Genomic DNA, 20,973 nt, shown 5'->3' with positions numbered 1-20,973 from the left:
ATAAATTTGAAGATGATAAATAACAATTTTTTAAAAAAACAAAACCCCGGAGATACTCTGAGGTCTTATGGCAAGTCTTTTATGATGGGCGCCGGGCATTATTCATCCATTTCATTCAGAATATTTTCCAACTGTTTAGCGCTTCTACCATAGATGTATTTTGTCCACAGAACAATGCTTGTAATGATTGCCAAAGTTCCGATCAGCACTAAGATGATCAACCCCTGCTGATGAGAAGAAGTAAGCTCTGCCAATGATTTTCCCTGTTTTTCCATCGCATTATAAATAATCAGGCCTGCCGTTACCAGAAAATGAGGGAGCAGTAAAAATCCGAATGACTGGTATCGTTCCATATTCAGGCGCAGCTCATGATATATTTTCCAGAGGCTGTTTTTCGTGTTTCCTGTATAAAGCTCTGTCTCTCTGTAAAATTTATAAAATCCAGACAGATAGTAAGACGATATGACAACCATTACCGTATAGGAAACATAATAAATAATGTACTGTGAAGACGGAAACTGAAATTGAAGAGGAAACAAGCCAATGATAATGATGGCAAGAATCTGCATGGGAAATTCTCTTTTCATATTTTTCTGAATCTTTTCTATCGGGTGTTTACTTTCCTTTAATTGCTTTATGCTGTCAGGAATATGGACATCGCTGTTTTCTTTATTCCACTGTTCTTTTAATTCATCAAAATTCATAGCCTGATTTTTTTATGATTTGCTGTATTTTTTCTTTTGTTCTGCTAAGTTTCACGCGGGCATTGCCTTCACTGAGTCCCAGATTGTTTCCGATTTCTTTATGTGACATTCCTTCCATGAAATAAAATATGACGGCTTTTTCCAGAGGATTAAGTTCCTGAACAGCGCTGTAGAAAATTTCCAGCTGCCTGTCTTTGGCAGGGTTGTAATCTTCCTGTTGTACTTCAAAGTGATGAGGAACTTCCGTATGGCTACCGGATCTCTGTTTTTCCTTTTTTAAATAAGTAATAGCGGTGTTGATGGCCACCCGGTACATCCAGGTTGAAAACTCACTGTTCCCTTTGAAGTTCTGATAGGATTTCCAAAGCTGGATAAGGATTTCCTGCTGAAGGTCTTCCTGGTCTTCTACAGAATCAGCATAGATCCGTGAGGCTTTGTATACAATGCCTTTGTGCCGGTTAATAAGCTTTAAAAAAGTAGTTTCAGTTGGGTTACTCACAATGGATTCACGGTTGGGTTACTGTTATAAGTCTGATATAGGGTTTACAGTGTAATTTTTTGACTAATGCTGAGACTTCCAAATTATTAAATTTTTCATAGTATTAATTTTTTGATTTTCTGTTCTTTTAAAAAGTTGGTAAAACAAATAAGTTAATCGTTACAGTTTTTTTTCAAAAAAATAAAAACCTCCCGGAAAGGGAGGATGTAAAATCTAAAATTATGATGATAACCAATTGGTTAGTAGTGCTTTGTTATTCCTGTATTTTTGAATGTTCCGGTTTTGAAACTTTTCTTTTTCTTAAAAAATAGATAATAGCAGCTGCAATTAATAAGATCGGCCAGATGTTGATAAGAGCAACTATGATTCTCTGAATCAGATAGAATCCGTATACAAAACCATCTTTAGCGTCATAGATAAAATTGTATCTGTATTTATTGTCAATGCTTGTGGTGTTGGTTACTGCTATTTCAGCAATACGCAACTGGGGTTCTTTGATGTAGATATCAATAGTGCTGTATTTCAGATTGTCTGCCATATTCATACTTGCCAGCTTTTGGGCATTCCCTTCAGACATATTCCCGTCATCCATATTCACTTTATCTTTATTTGTTTTCAGCTTGCTGATATTTTCAGAGGTCTTTTGATTTCTTTTCCCTTCCAGTTCAGAATATTTGATGTTGGCAGTTACATCCTCCGCATTAATGGATCTTGAATTAAGGAATAATTTGTTCGTATTGATGGCTGTTAAAAGCTCTCCCAGTTTTTCTGTGGGAATACGAACCTGCATTGTGTTTTCCGTTTGGTATTTTTTTACCAGCATAGCTTCTTCGTCGGAAGTATTGTAAGTGTTTTCAGAAACCACATTACTCTGAAGATTGCTTTTAGTAACAAAACCACCAAGTTCCTGTACGGATTTTTCAATAGCAATTGTTGCATTATACACATCTTTTACTTCCATATTCACATCCGCAGTTTTGATAAACTGTTTGTCTTTTATTTTCATACTGGCTGCAGATGATATACTGTCTGAAACAACAGTGACAGCTGAATCAGCAGTGGCATAAGCATCAAGATCGGTGGTGGTGGCTTCTCTTTTTTTACATGAATAAATTCCTAATAAAAGAACGGCTGACAGAGATAATTTAATGTAAGTGGTTTTCATAGCGTTGATTTTAAATGTTTGCTTGAGTCAAAGTTCAGTCAGGATCTTTTGTAACGCTTGAAAATCAAAAGTAAAAAGGTTGTAAATAATATTTTCAGTTTTAATGAATTGAAATTTAGTATTTTGTAAAATAGACTTAGGCTTCAGTCATTGCTTTCGGAGCAGTTTTTGCTTATCTTTTACAAACCAAAACTACAATTTATCACTATGTCAAATACTTTTTCCAAAATCAGAAACGCAATAGGATTATTCACATCCATAGATTTTGATCAGCTGAGTGCCATTTCTCAAAAAGTGGATCTGCCAAAACTGATGCATAATTTTTCAAAACTGGACGATAAACAGCTTTCCGGGTTGATGAAAATGCTTGATCCGGATAAGAAAAAGAAAGAACTTCCTCCTATTGACGGGGATTTTTATGATATCTACCATACTCTTAGTCCCGAACAGCGTGAAATTCAGCTGAAAGTAAGAGCATTCATGGAAAAAGAAGTCAAACCTCTTGTCAATCATTACTGGCTCAGGGATGAATTTCCTTTTGAACTGATCCCGAAGTTCCAGAAACTTGATATCTGTGGAGTTACTTATCAGGGTTATGGCTGCCCGGGAATGCCTTTCCTGATGGAAGGTGTCATAGCAATGGAAATGGCCAGAATTGATGCTTCAATTGCTACTTTTTTTGGAGTACAGTCAGGGTTGGCAATGGGTTCTATCTATATCTGCGGGTCAGAAGAACAGAAGCAAAAATGGCTTCCGCAAATGCAGAAATTTGAAAAAATTGGAGCTTTCGGGCTTACAGAGCCGGAAGTAGGTTCCGGGGCGGCAGGCGGACTTACGGTAACCTGCAGAAAAACACCTGAAGGCTGGGTGCTTAACGGTCAGAAAAAATGGATTGGTAACGCCACTTTTGCTGATTTGGTTATTATCTGGGCAAGAGACTTGGATAGCGGAGAAGTAAAAGGATTTATTGTGGAAAAAGATAATCCCGGATACTCTGTGGAAAAAATCAAAGGGAAAATGGCTTTAAGGATTGTCCAGAACGGATTGATCACCTTAAAAGACTGTTTGATCACTGAAGAAAACCGTCTGCAGAATGCCAATTCCTTCAAAGATACGGGAAAAGTACTGAGAATGACGAGAGCCGGAGTGGCATGGATGGCAACGGGCTGTGCAAGAGGGGCTTATGAAAGTGCACTCGATTATACCAGAAAAAGAGAACAGTTTGGAAGACCTATCGCTTCGTTTCAGATGATTCAGGGGCATCTGGTAGAAATGCTGTCTAATCTTACTGCCATGCAGACCATGGTATTCAGATTATCTGAAATGCAGGATGAAGGAATTTTAAAAGATGAACATGCTTCACTGGCAAAAGTCTTCTGTACACTGAGAACAAGAGATATTGTTTCCCGAGCCAGAGAAGTGATGGGCGGAAACGGAATTCTGCTTGAATATGATGTCGCGAGATTTGTTGCTGATGCAGAAGCTATTTATTCCTATGAAGGAACAAAAGAAATCAATTCGCTCATCGTTGGACGATCGATTACAGGTTTCAGTGCTTTTGTATAAGCAATAGGTAGCAGATAACAGATAATAGGTTACAGGTACTAATAGACTCCATGTGAAGTTTACTGGTAATGTAACTTATTACCTGCAATCTTATGAAACTAGGTGTTTGTATTTTTCTTTATTGTCAATAATCATCCAAAGGTTGATCAGGAACATCACTCCGGCAATACCCATTCCCATCGGAGATTTGTCCAAAGTGAAAACGTGAGCCACAATTCCTACCATAACAGGTAGAATAACAATGGCACCCAGCGCTCTGGTTTTTGGGAAAATAAACAGTAATCCGCCAATTACTTCTACAGTACCTACCAGTGGCATCAGCCAGCTGATTTCTCCAAAGGCAGCGAAAAGTTTCATTTGTTCAGGAGTAGGTTTCTCCATTGGCATATAATTAAAGAACTTGTTTAATCCGGCATTAATAAACATAAGCCCGAAAAGTAAGCATAAGATAAATTTTATTACTTTCATGATTGATGATTTTACATCAAATGTAAAATAAAAATAGAATATTTTGTTATTTATTTAACATAAAATGTAAAATCATTTGTTGATGTACGTTAGTTAATGGGTTATGTGTAATTTTATTCTGTATCTTAAGTGCAAGTCCCGGAGGAAATCCCGAAGGCCCGACTTATGGATACTGCCCGGATAACCCATCTTATATTCTCTGTACAGAAACATGTCCAAATGGAACGAGCCCGTTGTGCCCTCTTCCATAATACAATAAAAAAGACTGCCTAGAAAAGGCAGTCTGCTTATTTAAAACCTAAATTTATGAGCAGGAATATGGCAATTATTACTTATTGCATATTACTTATTACTCATATTTTAGTCCATTTCCTTAAGCGTAATATTCTTGGAAATCTTATAACTTTTCTTTTTCTTATCAGGCTTCTGTTCTTCACCGAGTAATCTTCCCCAAGGTTTAAGATCATCTACTCTTTCACAGATAATTTTAATAATGGCAATGGCCGGAATACACAGGAACATTCCTGCAATTCCCCAAAGATGCTCTCCCAGAAGAATACCGATAAAGGAAAATAAAGCATTGATTTTTACTTTTGAGCCCACTACAAATGGCAGAACAATATTTCCGTCTACAGCGTGAATAGCAATATACCCCAAAGCAACATAAATACATGTTGAAGGCGTAGAAGTGGCAAACGCTATAAAGCAGGAAATTAAAAGAGAAATAAAAATTCCAAGATATGGAATGACGTTCAGTAAACCGGTCAAAACTCCTAAAAGAATGGCATATTTTACTCCCAGAACAGTAAGGAGAGTAGAGGTTAGAACGGAAACGATAATCACCTGAAGGAACAGTCCGAAGATGTATTTCTTGGTCATGATACGGATCTCATTCACCGCTTCCTGCACGCTTGCTTTATGTCTTTCATTAAAAACCGTAACAATGAAATTATTTAAAAGTCTTCTGTAATTTAAAATAAAGATAAAAAACAGCGTGAAAAATATAATAAATCCAAATCCTGTTGAAAAAATCCCGAAGGTAAATCCTAAAATTACCCCTGAAGAAGATAACAGTTTATTCAAGCCCTGGTTGATATAATCCACCTGCTCATCCACTTTTACATTGAAAGTTTTGGAAACCCAATGCTGAAGGCTGTTAAAAACAGTAGTAAACTGCTCCTGAAGATGAGGAAGATCTTTACTGAAATCAGATAGCTGGTTGGTAAAGAAATAGATAATACCACACAAAATCATCAGCATAATGAACACGGAAGTCATTGTGGACATTGACCTTGGAAATCTTAATTTTCTTTCCATGAAAGTGGCTGCCGGTAAAAACAGCATAGCCATAAGGAATGCCAGGAAAAACGGAGCTAAAATACTCTGGCCTAATGCCAGAAGATAGCCAAGTCCAATGATGGAAACCACCACAAGTGTAAGCTTGACAAGGAAAGGAAGTCTAAGAAAATTCATAATCTATAAATGTGCAGTGTGGAATAAAAATAAGAAAAAACCTGCGCGAATAAAAATTTTTATTCAATTCTAAAGGATTTTCTTGTATTGAAGCAAATTGTATTCCACAGGCTGGAAAAATTGTACTTTTCACGTTCAAACAGAAACACGCTCTGATATTCAGAACGTGTTTCATATTGAGAAGTTGATATGTTATAAGTTGTTTTATTCTTCGATAGCGATGTCTATGACTTCCTCCATTCTGTTGACGTAATGCACTCTCAGATTTTTCAGATAATCCTTTTTGATTTCTTCTACATCTTTTCTGTTGGCTTCACAAAGAATAACATCTTTGATTCCTGCTCTTGTTGCTGCTAGAAGTTTTTCTTTGATTCCGCCTACAGGAAGTACTTTTCCTCTCAGTGTAATTTCTCCTGTCATAGCCAGGTGAGGTTTTACTTTCTTGTTTTTAAATGAAGAAACCATTGAAGTCAGCATGGCAATACCTGCAGATGGCCCGTCCTTAGGCGTTGCACCTTCAGGAACGTGTACGTGAATATTTTTTTTATCCAGGTCTTCCTGTGGAATTCCCAGTTCGTCATGCTTCGCTTTAATATATTCAAGGGCAATGGTAGCTGATTCTTTCATTACCGTTCCCAGATTTCCGGTCATTGTTAATGCTCCTTTACCATTGCTTAGGATACTTTCAATATAAAGGATATCTCCTCCTACACTTGTCCATGCAAGACCTGTTACAACACCAGGAACTCCGGTGATTTCAGATAAGCTTTTCGGTCTTGGTACCCCAAGAATTTCGTCTACTTTTTCAACTGAAATTTTTGGATCATATTCTTTTAGCAGAGCGGTCTGTAGTGCTACCCATCTTGCAACCGCAGCAATTCTCTTCTCGAGCGTTCTTACACCGCTTTCCGAAGTATGAGCTTCTATAATATGTTTTAGCTCAGCATTTCCGAGTTTAAATGATTTTGCATCCAGACCATTTTCATCCTGTTGTTTTTTGATCAAATGTCTTTTGGCAATCTCGATTTTTTCCTCCAGCGTATAACCGGCAATCTGAATGATCTCCGTTCTGTCCAGAAGAGGAGTCTGTATCGTTGAAAGTGAGTTGGCTGTAGCAATGAACATTACTTTTGACAAATCGTAACCCATTTCCAGGAAGTTGTCGTAGAAGGATTTATTCTGTTCAGGATCAAGAACTTCCAGTAGTGCTGAGCTAGGGTCTCCATGAAGTCCCTGTCCGATCTTATCAATCTCATCAAGAACAATAACCGGATTTGAAGTACCGGATTTTTTGATAGACTGTAAAATTCTGCCCGCCATAGCTCCGATATAGGTCTTTCTGTGTCCGCGGATTTCGCTCTCATCGTGCAGACCGCCTAAGGATAATCTTACATATTTTCTTCCTAAAGCGTCTGCAATAGATTTCCCTAAAGAAGTCTTACCAACACCCGGAGGACCTACCAATAACAGAATAGGAGACTTCATATTGTTTTTCAATTTTAAAACAGCCATGTGCTCCAGGATTCTTTTCTTAATATCTTCCAGTCCGAAATGCGCTTTATCAAGCACTTTTTCAGCTTTTGCGATGTCAAAAATATCTTTTGTATAGGTTTCCCAAGGAAGATCCGTAAAGAAATCCAGGTAGTTTCTCTGTACGTTATAGTCCGGAGAATTAGGATTCTGACGCTGAAGTCTGCTGATTTCTTTCTGAAAATGTTCTTCTACTTCCTTGCTCCATTTTTTGGTTTTAGCTTTTGCAATAAGATCTTCAACATCACTTTCAGGTCCTCCACCCAGTTCTTCCTGAATGGTTCTGATCTGCTGATTCAGAAAATATTCTCTTTGCTGCTTGTCCAGGTCTTTTGAAGTTTTCTGGTGAATCTGGTTTCTCAGTTCCAGCTTTCTGAAGTCTTCATGCATCATTTCATAGCACTGGTTAGCCCTCGTCATCAGACTTTTCTCTTCAAGAAGTTTTTGCTTCGCTACTGAAGAGAAATTAGCATTGGTACAGATGAAATTCAGAAGATCATCATTATTGTTAATATTTTTGATCGCGAAGTTAGCTGCATTAGGAATATTAGGATCCAGCTCAATGATTTTTAAAGCAAGGTCCTTGATGTTCTCCAGTAATGCTTCATACTCTTCCTGATCTTTAGGACGGGTATCCTTTAATTTTGATATTTCTGCTTTGAAATAAGGCTGGTTGTCAACAATTTTTTTGATCTTAAACCTGTGAAAACCTTTGGTGATAGCAGTAATATTACCTTCCGGAAGCTTAATAATCTTAATGATTTTCGCTAATGTCCCGACGGTATAAATATCTTTTTCGGAAGGCTGCTCCAGATCCGAATTTTTCTGGCTTACAATTCCAATGAAATCTCCGTTCTTCTGCGCTTCCTCAAGCAGCTGTATTGATGTCTTTCTTCCTGCGGTAATGGGAATTACCACGTTGGGGAACATTACCATATTTCTTACAGGAAGGATAGGGAATATTTTTTGTTCGGAATTTTTATCAGTCTCTGCGAAATCTGAAAGATTGATTTCTTCAGTCACGATATCAAATCCGTCACTAATCATTTCTTCTAAACTAATATCTTCAAATTCTGTCATAGTCAATCGAATGACAAATTGTCATTTTCGTTTTTTATCGTTAAAGGGAATTTTTACAATACGCGCTGAAAATGTGTGGCATATTATAATATTCTAAAAATGCACAATACTTATGCCATTTGTTTTTTACTTAAAAATACGGTCAAAATTTCCTTTTTTAGATAATCTTTGCATTAAAAATCAAAATAAAGCAGTTCTGTTTCTGTAATTTCTTAAAAATGTGTATTTTCGCAAACTGATAAAAAACTATAATTTATAAAATGGCAATTTTAGGACAGATTAGGAGTAAGCCTTGGCTTTTAATGGGAGTAATAGCCTTAGCGCTTTTGGCGTTTTTGGTGAACCCGGATAGTATCGACAAGGTTTTTGGTAAGAATCCTGATGTTTTAGGAAAAGTAAATGGTGAGAAAATCACCCGCGAAGAGTTCAATGATCAGCTTTTCGTGTTGCAGCAGCAGGCTGAACAGCAAGGTCGTCCGAAAAACGGTCTTGAAGAGCAGGCATGGCAGTTACTTGTACAATCTAAACTTATCAAACAACAGTTTGAGAAGCTGGGCTTTGAAATGACTGATGATTATTTCTGGAACCAAATCCAGTATGATCAGATGTTCGCTCAGAATCAACAGTTCTTTGATGAGAAAGGTAACTTTAAAACTCAAGAGCTTAAAAAAGAAATTGAAACATTACAAAACACCAACCCTCAGGGATATGCTCAATGGCTGAAAACCAGAAAAACAATTGAGTACAGACTGATGGCAAGACAGGTGTTTACTAATCTTTCAGCAGGTATCACTACAGGTAAGAAAGAAGCTGAGGAACTGATGAAGCAGAGAGATCAGCTTGCAGATATCGACTTCGTGAAAGTGGATTATGCAGCATATCTTCAAAAAACAAAGATCAATGTGACTACACAAGATCTTGCTGATTACATCAAAAAGCATCCTGTAATGTTCAAAGCTGAGCCAAGCAGAAATATAGGTATTGTATTTTTCCCTTCCAAGCCTAGCGCAGCAGATGATGCAGCAGCCTTGAAAGAAATTACAAAATTATATTCAGGAGGTACAGATGCAAGCGGAGGTACTGAAAACTTCCAGAATACTAAAAACGACTCAATGTTTGTAACTGCAAACTCTGATGCGCCATTCAACCCTCAGTATCTGAACCCAGCTCAATTGCCTCCAACGATCAAAGATCAGATCACTTCAGCAGCAGTAGGTCAGACTTTTGGTCCTTATAAAGAACAAGATGTATATGTAGTCTCTAAACTGGTAGGTAAAAGGCCTTCAGATTCTACATTATCAAGACATATCCTTATTGCATTCAAAGGAAGCCCTGCAGGGGAAGGGGTAACAAGAACCAAAGAACAAGCTAAGAAATTGGCAGACTCCATCGGTGCTATTGTAAAAGCTACTCCTGCTAAATTTACAGAATTTCTTAAGCTTTCCAGCGATCCGAATTCTGCAGCTCAAGGTGGTAGCCTTGGATGGACAACTCCGGAAACACCTTTCGTTCCTGAATTCCTTGCTTACCTTGCCAACAATCCTAAAGGAGCAACAGGGGTGGTAGAAACTCAGTTCGGTTATCATATCATCAATATTGAAGATAAAAAATCAGGATCAATGGGGTATAAAGTTGCCAACCTTGTAAAAGCAATTAAACCTTCAGATGCTACTGAAGCTGAAACAGACAAAAAATCAAGAAAATTCATTCAGCAGGTTCAGGGGAAATCTTTCAACGATTTCGTGAATATTGCCAAGAAAAATAATTACCAGTTCTCTAATCCGAAAGCGGCTAAAAGATTTGAAGGTCAGCTTCAGGGCTTAGGTACCGAAAAAGATGCAGATATCCTTACATGGGCTTTTGATAAGAAAAGATCAAAAGGAGATACTGAATTATTTACAGTAGACGGAACAGGTGATAAAATTGTAGTTTATCTGAACGGAAAACAGGAGGCAGGTCTTGCTGATCCTGAATCTGTGAGAGATCAGATTGAAGTTATCGTTAAAAATAAACTGGCAGCAAAACAAATTTCTGAAAAAATTGCAGCAGCAAAAGCTTCAAACTTAGATCAGATTGCTAAATTATTTGCGGCTCCAAAACAATCAGCTCAGGTGAACTTGTTGAACCCTTCAGTAGCTGGTGCTATGGAACCTAAAGTTGCCGGTGCAGCATTCGGTGTTGCAAAAGGTAAACTTTCTAACCCGGTTGAAGGTGGGACAGGAGTTTATGTTCTGATCAAAAAATCAGAAACAGTGAACAAGCAGCCTGGAGATCTTAAGCAGTTTACAGAATCTCTTACACAGAGAAGTGCAGGAATGTTCGGACAGGCTTGGATGAAGAGCCTTCAGGACAATGCAGATATCGAAGATTACAGAATCGAGATCTGGAACAAGCTGGGAAATCAGCAACAATAAGAAATTCATTTCAATGATATAAAAAGCGACAAATTTTTTTGTCGCTTTTTTTGTATTTAACGCAGAATAATAAAGGAAAAGATTTATTTAAAATGTATTATATTTGCTTATTAGAAAAAAATTAGCAAGTGAAGTTCAGTAAAGAATTAAAAGCTGGTGTGATCGCACTTCTAGCTATCGTAGGCTTTGTGGTATTGTTTCAGTTTATGAAAGGGAAAAGCCTTTTTACTACCGACAATATATTTTACGCAAAATATGACAATGTAGAAGGTCTGGCGCAGTCTGCGGCAGTTTCTATCAATGGTCTTAAAGTAGGGCAGGTAGACAAGATTATTCCTATCACCTCAAAAGATGGAAAAATTAATTTTGTTGTAAAAGTTACTGTCGACAATAAATTTGAATTTTCAAAAAACTCATCACTGGAGATCTTTGAGCCGGGATTAATGTCCGGTAAAGAAATGAGAGTAAACCTTATGTATGGAGGACCGACTGCAAAAGACGGCGATACATTGAAAGGAGCTTTCAAACTGGGAACGCTGGGAAGCCTTTCTTCTCAGGTAGGTCCTGTAAAAGATCAGTTACAGGTGGTTCTTCATAGAGTAGACTCCCTGATGGCTAATGCAAATCAGGTTTTCGATGCTCAGAACAGAGCTGAAATTAAAGCTTTGTTAGCGAACCTTAATAAAACGGTTGGTGCATTACAGGCTACAGCAGGAAGTGTAAACAATCTGGTAGGACATAATGATCCAAAACTGCAAAAAGTGCTGGATGATGCAAGCCTTACCATGCAGAGCGGAAAAGTAACATTAGATAAATACGGGCATCTTGCAGAAAGTATTGACACTAAACAGTTGAATGCTACCATTGCAAGTTTAGATGCTACAGTAGGAAAATTGAATCAGGTGATTGGAGGTATTGATAAAGGAGAAGGAAGTTTAGGTAAACTGATGAAGGATGACCAGCTTTACAATAACCTGAATTCAGCTTCTTCCAATCTGAACACATTAATCGAAGATATGAAAGCGAATCCGAAGAGATATATCAACTTCTCGGTTTTCGGTAAAAATAACAAAGACTAATACGCCTTATGCAGTACATCGATAACATTATTTTCCTGATTTTATTAGTAGCCGGATTTGGGCTGTTTGCCAAAAGCCTGCAGAAGATCTACAGAAATATCAGGCTGGGTCGTGAAATCAATAGAAGTGACAGAAAATCTGAACGCTGGAGCACCATGGCCAATGTGGCTATGGGACAGAGTAAGATGGTAAAACGTCCTGTTGCAGGAATTTTACACATTTTTGTCTATGTTGGTTTTATTATCATTAATATAGAACTCATTGAAATAATTGTTGATGGACTGTTTGGGACTCACCGGTTTCTGGCCTCGGTTTTGGGACACGGATTTTACAGCTTCTTTACAGCTACATTAGAAGTCCTGGCACTTCTGGTTGTAATTGGGGTCGTAATATTTTTCATCAGAAGAAACTTTTACGGGGTTAAAAGATTAACAATGAAGGAACTTTTCGGATGGCCGAAAGAAGATGCCAACTGGATTCTTATCATCGAGTTTGCCCTGATGATGGCTTTCTTTAAAATGAATGCTTCAGATTTTATTTTACAGTCGAGAGGTGTTTTACCAGTACATGGAAGCTTCCCGATCAGTGAAATGACATTTGTTCCGTTTTTGGAAATCTTCAATTTTGATAACGGATTTTTGATGTTCACAGAGAAAGCTGCCTGGTGGTTCCACTTTGTAGGGATTCTTTTCTTCATGAACTATCTGTATTACTCAAAGCATTTACACATTATTCTTGCGTTTCCGAGTACATGGTATGCCAATCTTGAGAAAAAAGGGAAATTCAACAATCTTGACTCTGTAACAAAAGAGATCAAATTAATGATGGATCCGAATGCAGATCCTTACGCTGCACCGGCTGAAGGTGCAGAAGCTGATGTCCCTTCAAAATTCGGAGCTGAAGATGTTTTTGATCTGAATCAGGTACAATTGCTTAATGCTTATTCATGTACAGAATGCGGACGTTGTACTTCGGTGTGTCCGGCCAATATTACCGGTAAAAAACTTTCTCCGAGATTGATCCTGATGAAAACAAGAGACCGATTGGAAGAAGTAGGAAGAAACATCGATAAAAACGGAAAATTTGTAGACGACGGTAAAAAACTGTTAAACGATTATATTACCAAAGAAGAACTTTGGGCCTGTACAACATGTAATGCATGTACAGAAGCCTGTCCGGTATTGCTTGATCCGCTTTCCATTATTTTTGAAATGAGAAGATTCCTTGTGATGGAACAGTCCGCTGCTCCACAGGAACTGAATCTGATGATGACCAACGTGGAAAACAATGCTGCTCCATGGCAATACAATCAGGCAGACCGTCTGAACTGGGCATCGGAAAACTAAATAATTAATCAATTTGAAAGTTTGGAAATTGATGCCCGTTGATATCATTTTCAAATTCTCAAATTCTCACATTTTCAAATTGAAAAAGAAATGGATTTCAATATAAAAACAATGGCAGAATATGCTGCCGAAGGAAAAGCACCTGAAGTTTTATTTTGGGTTGGATGTGCGGGAAGTTTTGACGACCGTGCAAAGAAAATTACAAAAGCCTTCTGTAAGATATTAAATAAAATAGGAGTTGAATTTGCTGTTCTGGGACAGGAAGAAAGCTGTACCGGAGATCCTGCGAAAAGAGCAGGAAACGAATTCGTTTTCCAGATGATGGCGCTTACCAATATTGAAGTATTGAATGCTTACGAAGTAAAAAAAATCGTCACGGCTTGTCCGCATTGTTTTAATACTCTTAAAAACGAATATCCAAGCTTAGGCGGGCACTTTGAAGTGGTTCACCATACACAGTTCCTGAAGAGTCTGATGGAAGAGGGAAGACTGAAAATTGAAGGAGGTGCATTCAGAGGGAAAAAGATTACCTTCCATGATCCATGCTATCTGGGCCGTGCCAATGATGAATATGAAGCTCCGAGAATGCTTCTTGAAAAGCTGGATGCAGAGCTTGTAGAAATGAAACGCTGCAAAACCAATGGTCTTTGCTGTGGAGCAGGAGGTGCACAGATGTTTAAAGAACCTGAAAAAGGAAATAAAGACATCAATATTGAAAGAACAGAAGAAGCTTTGTCTTTTGAACCTAAAGTAATTGCTACAGGATGTCCTTTCTGTAACACCATGATGACAGACGGGGTAAAACACTTTAATAAAAATACTGAAGTTGCCGTAAAAGATATCGTAGAACTTCTTGCTGAAGCAGAAGACTTATAATTGTAATCCTATACAGGTTTATGAAGATGAAATGGAGACTCTCCTTTTTGTTTATCACTTCGATACTTGCTCTTCTTACATTCTGGAACTATCAGAACAGAGTATATGACTGGGACATGCCCGGGTACATGGGATGTATGTACACCTCCGAGTTTCCGGATTCACCGGATAAAGTTCGGATCATTACGTATGAGGAAATAAAAAAAGAGGCGCCCGCAGAACATTATACAGACATCATCGGAATAAAGCAATGGGACATTCCCAGGCAGTATTTCGTAAAAAATACACAATCTTTTACAGAACAATTACCCTATTTTCAGATTAAAGTAGGGTATATTCTTGTCATAACCCTTTTTTATAAGCTCGGATTTTCATCTCCAATGGCAGTGCTTTTTACCAGCCTTATTTCTTATTTTTTTTCAGGATTATTATTCTTTTATATTTTAAAGCTTCTATTCCCAGAGAAATACTGGCTGGCAATAATATTAACGGTTGCTGCAATGCTTTTACCACCCATGACTTACATGTCCAGAGTTTCTACACCGGATATGTTTATCTTTCAGTTTATGCTGATCTTTATTATTGGTTTGATCAAACAATGGAATAAATGGGGAATGTTTGTACTTTTATTTGCCATTACCTTTATCCGCCCGGATTATATTACATTCACGCTCACTTATATTATCGCTGTTTTCTTTTTTCAATACTTTCAGAAGAAGAAATTTGATGTTTCCTATATTGCACAGGGAACAGTTCTTCTGGCGATGTATCTGATAATTATTAAATTTTACCATTACCCGGGCTGGAAAGATCTTTTTTATGATACGTTTATTGACAGAAGACCTATTATTTCCACGCATCCAATTGATGTTAGCTTAAAAGATTATCTGAGTATTATTTACATCAAAATCATTTATTTTAAAAAAGTTACCTTATCAGTAGCTGTTATGATTGGAATTATCTTCTGGCGCTCTAAAGACACATGGGTAAGAATGATTTCAGTTCTGTTTCTTGTCAATGTTTATATCAAATTTTTCTTCTTTCCGCAGTCGGCAGCCTTAAGATTTTTCTTCCCGTTTATCTTTCCACTTTTCATTATGATGCTCTATGTGCTGAGCAAGAAATACAATGATCTTAAACTCAGGAAAATTGCGTAATTTTGCCTTTAAGATAATAAGGATTTAAAATCAATAGTAAAACAATATCTTACTCAGTGATGAGCATTTGAAATTGATTTTAATATTCTGATAAATAAATATTTACATTATGAAAATCGAAGAATCTAATATTGTAGAAACCAACGACTACAGAGTCATTATATATCCGGCTTCAAGACCTTTTGAAACCAAAGAAGCAAAAGCCATTACTGAGAAATTATTTGATTTCCTTGCAACATGGGCGGCTCATGGAAAACCACTTTCTTCTTCATTTAAAATTGAAAAAAATCAATTTATCATCGTTTGCGTAGATGAAGAAAAAGAAATGGCTTCAGGTTGCAGCATTGATGCCCTAGGAAAAGTAATGAGAGAAATTGATGAAGAATATCAGCTGGGTCTTTTCGACAGAATGAAAGCAAGTTTTGTGGAGAATGGTGAAGTAAAAACTTTAAAATTAATGGATTTCAAAACAAAACTGAGAAACGGAGAACTTTCAGACGATATTCAGGTTTTTGACTTCTCCAAGAACACTTATCTGGATTTTTTAAGCCACTTCCTTCTTCCTTTAGAGAAAAGCTGGGCAGCCTCTATAAAATAAAACGCTGTAAGCTTAATACAGCAGAATCATCATAAAGTGGAAAATATATTTCCACTTTTTTGTTTTAATGTATCTTTGTGTAGATTCGAGTAGAAACTAATGCCTAAAGTACTTTTTTTAACAACATCCCATAATTACAATGATGACCGTATTTTCTATCATCAGGCAAAGGCTCTTAGAGATGAGGGGTTTGAAGTAAAAATATGTAGTTTATATACGCGTTACAACGGTATTATTGATGGCATTGACATAGAATCTTACGATGTGCTGGAAGAAAGTATTGAAAAAAAAATGGAAACTTTCAGGAAGGTTTGCCATACGTTTCAGCCTCAATGCATCATTTGCTCCGAACCCCTTGCAGTGGTAGCAGTAAGGAAATTTGTAAAACAGTTTAAAGCGGTTTGTATTTATGATGTTACAGAATGGTATCCTTCCATGTCTATGCTCAGAAAGTACCGTTTTCCTGTTAAAATTTTTCAGGCTGTAAAGTTTTCTCTTGTGCAGTTGTATGCAGGTTTTTTAGGTACTCATTTTATTTTTGGTGAAGCAACCAAGAAATTCCCTTTAGCCTATTTTTTCGGATTTAAAAAACAGATGATTCTTCCTTATTACCCGGATGCTCTTTACATCAGAGAAAGTGTTAAACAACTTGAATCGGGTAGAATTACCCTTTGCTATACCGGTCAGATTTCTAAAGATAAAGGGATTGATAACTTTTTTAAGGCTGTAAATAAACTTCGTCAGAAAGCTTCTTCACTTCATATCAGAATCCTGATTATCGGGTCCGCTGGAGAAGAAAATGATAAGCTTTATTTTTCCTCATTGTTGAAGAAATATACTTTCGATGATATTGAGATCAGAAAACCAACGGCTTTTGAACAGTTTACAGAAGAATTGGCTGATGCAGACATTTGTTTTGATCTTCGGGAAATCAACTTTGAAAACAACCATTCTCTGCCGATAAAGCTGTTTTATTTTATGGGAGCGGGAAAACCGGTAATGTATTCAAATCTGAAAGGGATACGGAAACATATGGGGGAGCTTTCTTTTGGAAGTCTCGTAAATCCTCATGATGCTGATGGGATTTCAGATATTATTATTAATTATATCATGAATCCTGAGTTGTATCACGCTCATGCGCTCAATGCTGGAAAAGAATTTAAAGAAAAATATAATTGGGAGATGATAAAAGATTCCTTCGTTGATTTTGTGAAAAAATCCATTGATAAATAATCATCATGCAGCTTACTATCATTAAAACATTTGTCTCACGTTTTCTTATTCTGATCCTCAGTTTCGGACTGGTGATCTATTCTACGAATATGTGGGGAAGTGAGGGTAAGGGAACTATTTCCATTGTAACTGCCAATGCAGCTGCAGTGAGTTTCTTCAGTAATATTTTTTCAGGAAGCAGTGCTTCTTATTTTGCTTCAAGATTTAAAATAGAAAAAGTTTTACTCTATGCTTATCTCTGGTCGGTTCTGACAGGACTTTTAATCCCTTTTTTATTCAGTCTGGCTTCTATTCAGGGTGAATATCTTTTCTATCTTATCGGGATTTCAGTGTTTTCTTCACTTTTATCTACGAATATCAGTTTATTTATTGGCACACAGGATATTAAAAAGTTCAATGTGTATACTGTTCTGCAGCAACTTGTACATATTGTATTTATTGGAATATTGGTTTATCTGTTCGGAAAGAAAGATGTATCTGTATATTTTCTCGCCCAGATGGGTTGCCTGGCACTTCTTTTCCTGACCAGTTTTTTTCAGATTATTAAAAAGTGTAAGATTTCCGAAATAACATTCTGTAAAGATGTAGGTAGGAATATGTTTGAATATGGCTGGAAAACCCAGTTGAGCGCTTTTGTTCAGTTTCTCAATTACAGACTTTCATTTTATTTTCTTGAACATTTTGAAGGCATTGCCAGCGTAGGGATTTTTTCCATAGGAGTTACTTTTTCAGAAGCTATATGGACCATTACCCGCAGTATCGCTGTGATTTTATACTCAGATGTAGTCAATTGCAAAAGCAGGGAAGAATCTATAGGAAAGACTAAAGAATCTTTAAAGCTGACTTTTTTTCTGATGATAGGTTTTGTACTGGGAATCATGATCATACCGTCTCAGGTTTACGAATTTATTTTCGGGAAAGAATTCAGAGATACCAAAGAAATAATGCTTCTTTTATCACCGGGAATTTTTGCCATTGCGGTAAGTGATATGGTGGGACATTACTTTTCAGGTATGAGAGATTTAAAGATTCTCAATATCAAATCGATTGCAGGTCTGGCGGTTACCGTTGTACTGTCTTTCATAATGATACCCAGATGGGGAATTTTGGGAGCCTGTATAGCAACTACATCATCCTATTTTGTTTCAGCCTTGCTGTTGTTCATGAAATTTTATAGTTCAACTCCGTTTATTTTGAAAGACTATATGATTTCAAAAGAGGAAGTACAGCTTTTAAAGCAAAAATTTTTAAAGAAATAATTACTTCCGGCACATCTATAAAATAAAGTCATTTTCCTATTTTTACAAATCTATTAACTCTTTACTATGTGCGGAATCAGCGGTTATTATTCATTTCATAAAAGTATTTCCTCTACAAATATTCTGGAAATGAATCAGGCCATCAGACACCGCGGGCCGGATGATGAAGGATTCTGGATGTATAGTAACGGAGAGGGAGTTTCTTTTTCAGGGAATGATTCCACACAAAAAATTAAAGAACAGTTTCCGGTTTTAAAAGAGGAGAATTCTGATATTGCTCTAGGTTTCCGTAGATTATCCATTATTGATCTTTCTGAAAAAGGTCATCAGCCCATGCTGTCAGAAAATGAACAGATTATCATTACGTTTAATGGTGAGATTTATAATTTTAAAAAGTTAAGGAAAGAACTTGAAAGTTTCGGGCATGTTTTTCGAAGTACTTCTGATACTGAAGTTATTCTCAAGGCATATGAAGAGTGGGGAACTACAGTTTTTGAAAAGCTGGATGGTATGTTTGCTGTTTGTATTGTGGATCTTATCTCGCAAAAACTTATCCTGGCAAGAGACAGGGTAGGAATGAAACCTTTATTTTATCATCAGAGTGAAAAGGGGCTGGTTTGGGCATCGGAAATAAAAGCATTACTCAAAAATGAGTTTGTAAAGCCAGAAATCAACTGGAATGGAGTATATACCAATTTCCTTTTTCAGACCACGTTAGCTCCGCAAACCTGTTTTCAGCATATTTTTTCTCTGGAACCGGCTTCTTTTATGACGGTTGATTTAAAGAATCAGAACATCACCAAAGAGAAGTTCTGGAATCTGCCTCTACCTTCTGAGAATATTTCTGAAGAAGAAGCTGTAAAAAAGATAGATAAGCTTCTTTCCGAAAGCATATCAGAACAATTATATGCAGATGTTCCTGTAGCCGTGATGATGAGTGGAGGAATAGATTCTACATTAATTGCCTATAAATCAAAATCTTACAATGCCGATATTAACGCCTACACCATATCATATCCGTTTTCAGAAGAAGAAGTGAAAAATGCGGCTTTAGCTGCTCAACACTTTGGTGTTTCACATGAGGTGAAAGAAGTGAGTGATGAAGAAGCGCTTGAACATCTTAAAGAAAATATCCAGCATTTTGAAGAACCCTACAGCAGTTTTGAAGTGTTAATCAATGCGGCAAAATATGCACACGATAAAAATTTTAAGGTCTTACTGAGCGGAAATGGTGCCGATGAGCTTTTTGCAGGCTATTCCCATACACTAAAGCTCAACAGATGGCTTTTCATGAGAAATTTTAATTGTATAAACCCTTTCATTTTTACAAAAGACAAGTTTTCACAGCGCTTAAAAAACTATTTTTCTCAGGATAATATGTTTGATTTTTTCAGGCAGAGCCAGATCAGTATGAGGCCTTTAGAAGTTAAAAGTGTCATAAAACAGGAAATTTATAATACAATTGATCCGGATCTTTCAAAATATCATCTTTCGGAAACAAAAAACTATTCCGGTTATTTTGAATATGATATGAAATACTCGCTTTCATCCCATCATGTTTTCCGTGATGACCTGAGTGCCATGAAATACAGTGTTGAATTTCGTTATCCTTATCTGAGCAACAGCCTGATAGATTATGTAGCGGCACTGCCGGAGAACATCAGATTTAATGGAGCTCAGAATAAACCTTTATTACGTAAAACTGCAAAAAAATATCTTCCGGAATCAGTTTTGAATATGCCTAAAAAAGGATTTTCATTTCCTGTCAATTATTTCATTAAAAACGAAAAAAAAGTAAGAGACTTTATCGTTGAAAATCTTGAAAGCTTAAAAAGGAGAAATTTCTTTAATGCTGCAGTGATTGACGAATGGTGGAATCACCAGGAACATGAGTATGATTGGGTGAAAATATGGCAGCTGGTTACTTTTGAGCTATGGTATCAGAAATATTTTGAAAAATAAAGAAGGTGCCTAAAGATTAATATTTTACCTTTGTAGCTATGATGAAATATTTTTGGAGTATACTTGTTGCGGTTTTTGCACTCATAAGTTGCAAAAGTGATGATGATTCTTTGCAGAGAATAGATCAGGTACTGAATATATACATGAGGAACAGTGCCGGGCAGGATTTGCTGAACAGTAAGAAAGCAGGATCTTATACAGGATTTTCCGTCAATGATATTTTTGGGGCCAAAGATAATTCTCCGGTAAGCATTCCATTGAAAATGACTACAGATTCAGTGTTTTATATGGAATATCTGGCAGGTGCCAAAAGAAGACGTCTGGACTCTATAAGCCCTGATAATCCGGGAACAGGTACCTCTTACTATTCCAGGATGCAGATGACGTTTACAAAAAATACTAATGTAAATGATAATGTTATAGGCACGCTGGAGGTTCAATATCGTAATACACCTACCGTATTTCAGGTTTCAAAAGTATTGTATAACGGAAACGTGGTGTTTTCAAAAGATGCAGATGCTCCTACTTCGATAAATACCGTTACGATCACAAAATAATTTTTAA

17 protein-coding genes are annotated in these 20,973 nt (G+C 36.8%); 11 read left to right on the top strand and 6 right to left on the bottom strand.

Annotation, left to right across the window (positions count from 1 at the left end):
• Positions 1-98: 98 nt before the first annotated feature.
• The 3 genes from EL165_RS14790 to EL165_RS14780 all read right to left on the bottom strand — a co-directional run bounded on the left by EL165_RS14790 (position 99) and on the right by EL165_RS14780 (position 2,368).
• Positions 99-704 (bottom strand): hypothetical protein, encoded by a 606-nt coding sequence (locus tag EL165_RS14790; RefSeq protein WP_002983912.1) that lies wholly within the window; start codon positions 702-704, stop codon positions 99-101.
• The gene (locus tag EL165_RS14785) at positions 694-1,203 is read right to left on the bottom strand and encodes an RNA polymerase sigma factor (protein ID WP_002983910.1); all 510 of its coding nucleotides are present in this window, start codon (positions 1,201-1,203) and stop codon (positions 694-696) included. Before EL165_RS14785 ends, EL165_RS14790 begins: the two co-directional genes overlap by 11 nt.
• A 253-nt stretch (positions 1,204-1,456) precedes the next feature.
• Positions 1,457-2,368, bottom strand: a complete 912-nt coding sequence (locus tag EL165_RS14780; RefSeq protein ID WP_002983908.1) for a DUF4349 domain-containing protein — start codon at positions 2,366-2,368, stop codon at positions 1,457-1,459.
• 207 nt (positions 2,369-2,575) lie between these two features.
• Between EL165_RS14780 and EL165_RS14775 the strand changes: the two genes are divergently transcribed.
• Positions 2,576-3,934 (top strand): acyl-CoA dehydrogenase family protein, encoded by a 1,359-nt coding sequence (locus EL165_RS14775; RefSeq protein ID WP_002983906.1) that lies wholly within the window; start codon positions 2,576-2,578, stop codon positions 3,932-3,934.
• A 90-nt stretch (positions 3,935-4,024) separates the two neighbouring features.
• On the opposite strand, the gene EL165_RS14770 is transcribed toward EL165_RS14775, so the two are convergent.
• The 3 genes from EL165_RS14770 to lon form a co-directional block, all read right to left on the bottom strand.
• Positions 4,025-4,402, bottom strand: a complete 378-nt coding sequence (locus EL165_RS14770; protein ID WP_002983904.1) for a DoxX family protein — start codon at positions 4,400-4,402, stop codon at positions 4,025-4,027.
• 360 nt (positions 4,403-4,762) lie between these two features.
• Positions 4,763-5,875 carry an AI-2E family transporter gene (locus tag EL165_RS14765; protein ID WP_002983902.1) on the bottom strand — a complete coding sequence of 371 codons (1,113 nt, stop codon included), beginning with the start codon at positions 5,873-5,875 and terminating at the stop codon, positions 4,763-4,765.
• A 204-nt stretch (positions 5,876-6,079) separates the two neighbouring features.
• On the bottom strand, positions 6,080-8,485 hold the full coding sequence (gene lon / locus EL165_RS14760) for an endopeptidase La (RefSeq protein ID WP_002983900.1): 2,406 nt from the start codon (positions 8,483-8,485) through the stop codon (positions 6,080-6,082).
• 260 nt (positions 8,486-8,745) lie between these two features.
• Here lon and EL165_RS14755 point away from each other — a divergent pair, with 260 nt between their 5' ends.
• From EL165_RS14755 to EL165_RS14710, 10 genes are all read left to right on the top strand, one after another.
• Positions 8,746-10,899: a SurA N-terminal domain-containing protein gene (locus EL165_RS14755; protein ID WP_002983899.1), complete on the top strand. Its 2,154-nt coding sequence runs from the start codon at positions 8,746-8,748 to the stop codon at positions 10,897-10,899.
• Between the two features lie 128 nt (positions 10,900-11,027).
• A complete protein-coding gene (locus tag EL165_RS14750; RefSeq protein WP_002983898.1) occupies positions 11,028-11,978 on the top strand; it encodes an MlaD family protein in 951 nt (316 codons plus the stop codon).
• 8 nt (positions 11,979-11,986) lie between these two features.
• Positions 11,987-13,324, top strand: coding sequence for a 4Fe-4S dicluster domain-containing protein (locus EL165_RS14745; protein WP_002983896.1), 1,338 nt, complete (start codon positions 11,987-11,989; stop codon positions 13,322-13,324).
• Between the two features lie 90 nt (positions 13,325-13,414).
• Entirely contained in the window at positions 13,415-14,200 is a 786-nt protein-coding gene (locus tag EL165_RS14740; RefSeq protein WP_002983894.1) for a (Fe-S)-binding protein, read from the top strand.
• Positions 14,201-14,226: 26 nt separating this feature from the next.
• Entirely contained in the window at positions 14,227-15,357 is a 1,131-nt protein-coding gene (locus EL165_RS14735) for a hypothetical protein (RefSeq protein ID WP_126358651.1), read from the top strand.
• Between the two features lie 109 nt (positions 15,358-15,466).
• Positions 15,467-15,955 carry a hypothetical protein gene (locus tag EL165_RS14730; RefSeq protein WP_002983890.1) on the top strand — a complete coding sequence of 163 codons (489 nt, stop codon included), beginning with the start codon at positions 15,467-15,469 and terminating at the stop codon, positions 15,953-15,955.
• A gap of 99 nt (positions 15,956-16,054) precedes the next feature.
• On the top strand, positions 16,055-17,188 hold the full coding sequence (locus tag EL165_RS14725) for a glycosyltransferase (protein ID WP_002983888.1): 1,134 nt from the start codon (positions 16,055-16,057) through the stop codon (positions 17,186-17,188).
• Positions 17,189-17,193: 5 nt separating this feature from the next.
• The gene (locus tag EL165_RS14720; RefSeq protein ID WP_002983886.1) at positions 17,194-18,447 is read left to right on the top strand and encodes a lipopolysaccharide biosynthesis protein; all 1,254 of its coding nucleotides are present in this window, start codon (positions 17,194-17,196) and stop codon (positions 18,445-18,447) included.
• Positions 18,448-18,513: 66 nt separating this feature from the next.
• Positions 18,514-20,409: an asparagine synthase (glutamine-hydrolyzing) gene (asnB, locus tag EL165_RS14715; protein ID WP_041462084.1), complete on the top strand. Its 1,896-nt coding sequence runs from the start codon at positions 18,514-18,516 to the stop codon at positions 20,407-20,409.
• A 38-nt stretch (positions 20,410-20,447) separates the two neighbouring features.
• Positions 20,448-20,966, top strand: a complete 519-nt coding sequence (locus EL165_RS14710; protein ID WP_002983883.1) for a hypothetical protein — start codon at positions 20,448-20,450, stop codon at positions 20,964-20,966.
• The last annotated feature ends 7 nt before the right edge of the window (positions 20,967-20,973 follow it).

Source organism: Chryseobacterium gleum (genome assembly GCF_900636535.1).
GTDB lineage: Bacteria > Bacteroidota > Bacteroidia > Flavobacteriales > Weeksellaceae > Chryseobacterium > Chryseobacterium gleum.
Note: the sequence above shows the minus strand (reverse complement) of the source record. Positions and strands in the feature narration are given on the sequence as shown.

What these genes read in the sequence shown, in the direction of transcription:
- EL165_RS14790 (WP_002983912.1), bottom strand. Translation starts at nt 704, where the DNA reads ATGAATTTTGATGAATTAAAAGAACAGTGGAATAAAGAAAACAGCGAT.
- EL165_RS14780 (WP_002983908.1), bottom strand. Translation starts at nt 2,368, where the DNA reads ATGAAAACCACTTACATTAAATTATCTCTGTCAGCCGTTCTTTTATTA.
- EL165_RS14775 (WP_002983906.1), top strand. Translation starts at nt 2,576, where the DNA reads ATGTCAAATACTTTTTCCAAAATCAGAAACGCAATAGGATTATTCACA.
- EL165_RS14770 (WP_002983904.1), bottom strand. Translation starts at nt 4,402, where the DNA reads ATGAAAGTAATAAAATTTATCTTATGCTTACTTTTCGGGCTTATGTTT.
- EL165_RS14765 (WP_002983902.1), bottom strand. Translation starts at nt 5,875, where the DNA reads ATGAATTTTCTTAGACTTCCTTTCCTTGTCAAGCTTACACTTGTGGTG.
- lon (WP_002983900.1), bottom strand. Translation starts at nt 8,485, where the DNA reads ATGACAGAATTTGAAGATATTAGTTTAGAAGAAATGATTAGTGACGGA.
- EL165_RS14755 (WP_002983899.1), top strand. Translation starts at nt 8,746, where the DNA reads ATGGCAATTTTAGGACAGATTAGGAGTAAGCCTTGGCTTTTAATGGGA.
- EL165_RS14745 (WP_002983896.1), top strand. Translation starts at nt 11,987, where the DNA reads ATGCAGTACATCGATAACATTATTTTCCTGATTTTATTAGTAGCCGGA.
- EL165_RS14740 (WP_002983894.1), top strand. Translation starts at nt 13,415, where the DNA reads ATGGATTTCAATATAAAAACAATGGCAGAATATGCTGCCGAAGGAAAA.
- EL165_RS14735 (WP_126358651.1), top strand. Translation starts at nt 14,227, where the DNA reads ATGAAATGGAGACTCTCCTTTTTGTTTATCACTTCGATACTTGCTCTT.
- EL165_RS14730 (WP_002983890.1), top strand. Translation starts at nt 15,467, where the DNA reads ATGAAAATCGAAGAATCTAATATTGTAGAAACCAACGACTACAGAGTC.
- EL165_RS14725 (WP_002983888.1), top strand. Translation starts at nt 16,055, where the DNA reads ATGCCTAAAGTACTTTTTTTAACAACATCCCATAATTACAATGATGAC.
- EL165_RS14720 (WP_002983886.1), top strand. Translation starts at nt 17,194, where the DNA reads ATGCAGCTTACTATCATTAAAACATTTGTCTCACGTTTTCTTATTCTG.
- asnB (WP_041462084.1), top strand. Translation starts at nt 18,514, where the DNA reads ATGTGCGGAATCAGCGGTTATTATTCATTTCATAAAAGTATTTCCTCT.
- EL165_RS14710 (WP_002983883.1), top strand. Translation starts at nt 20,448, where the DNA reads ATGATGAAATATTTTTGGAGTATACTTGTTGCGGTTTTTGCACTCATA.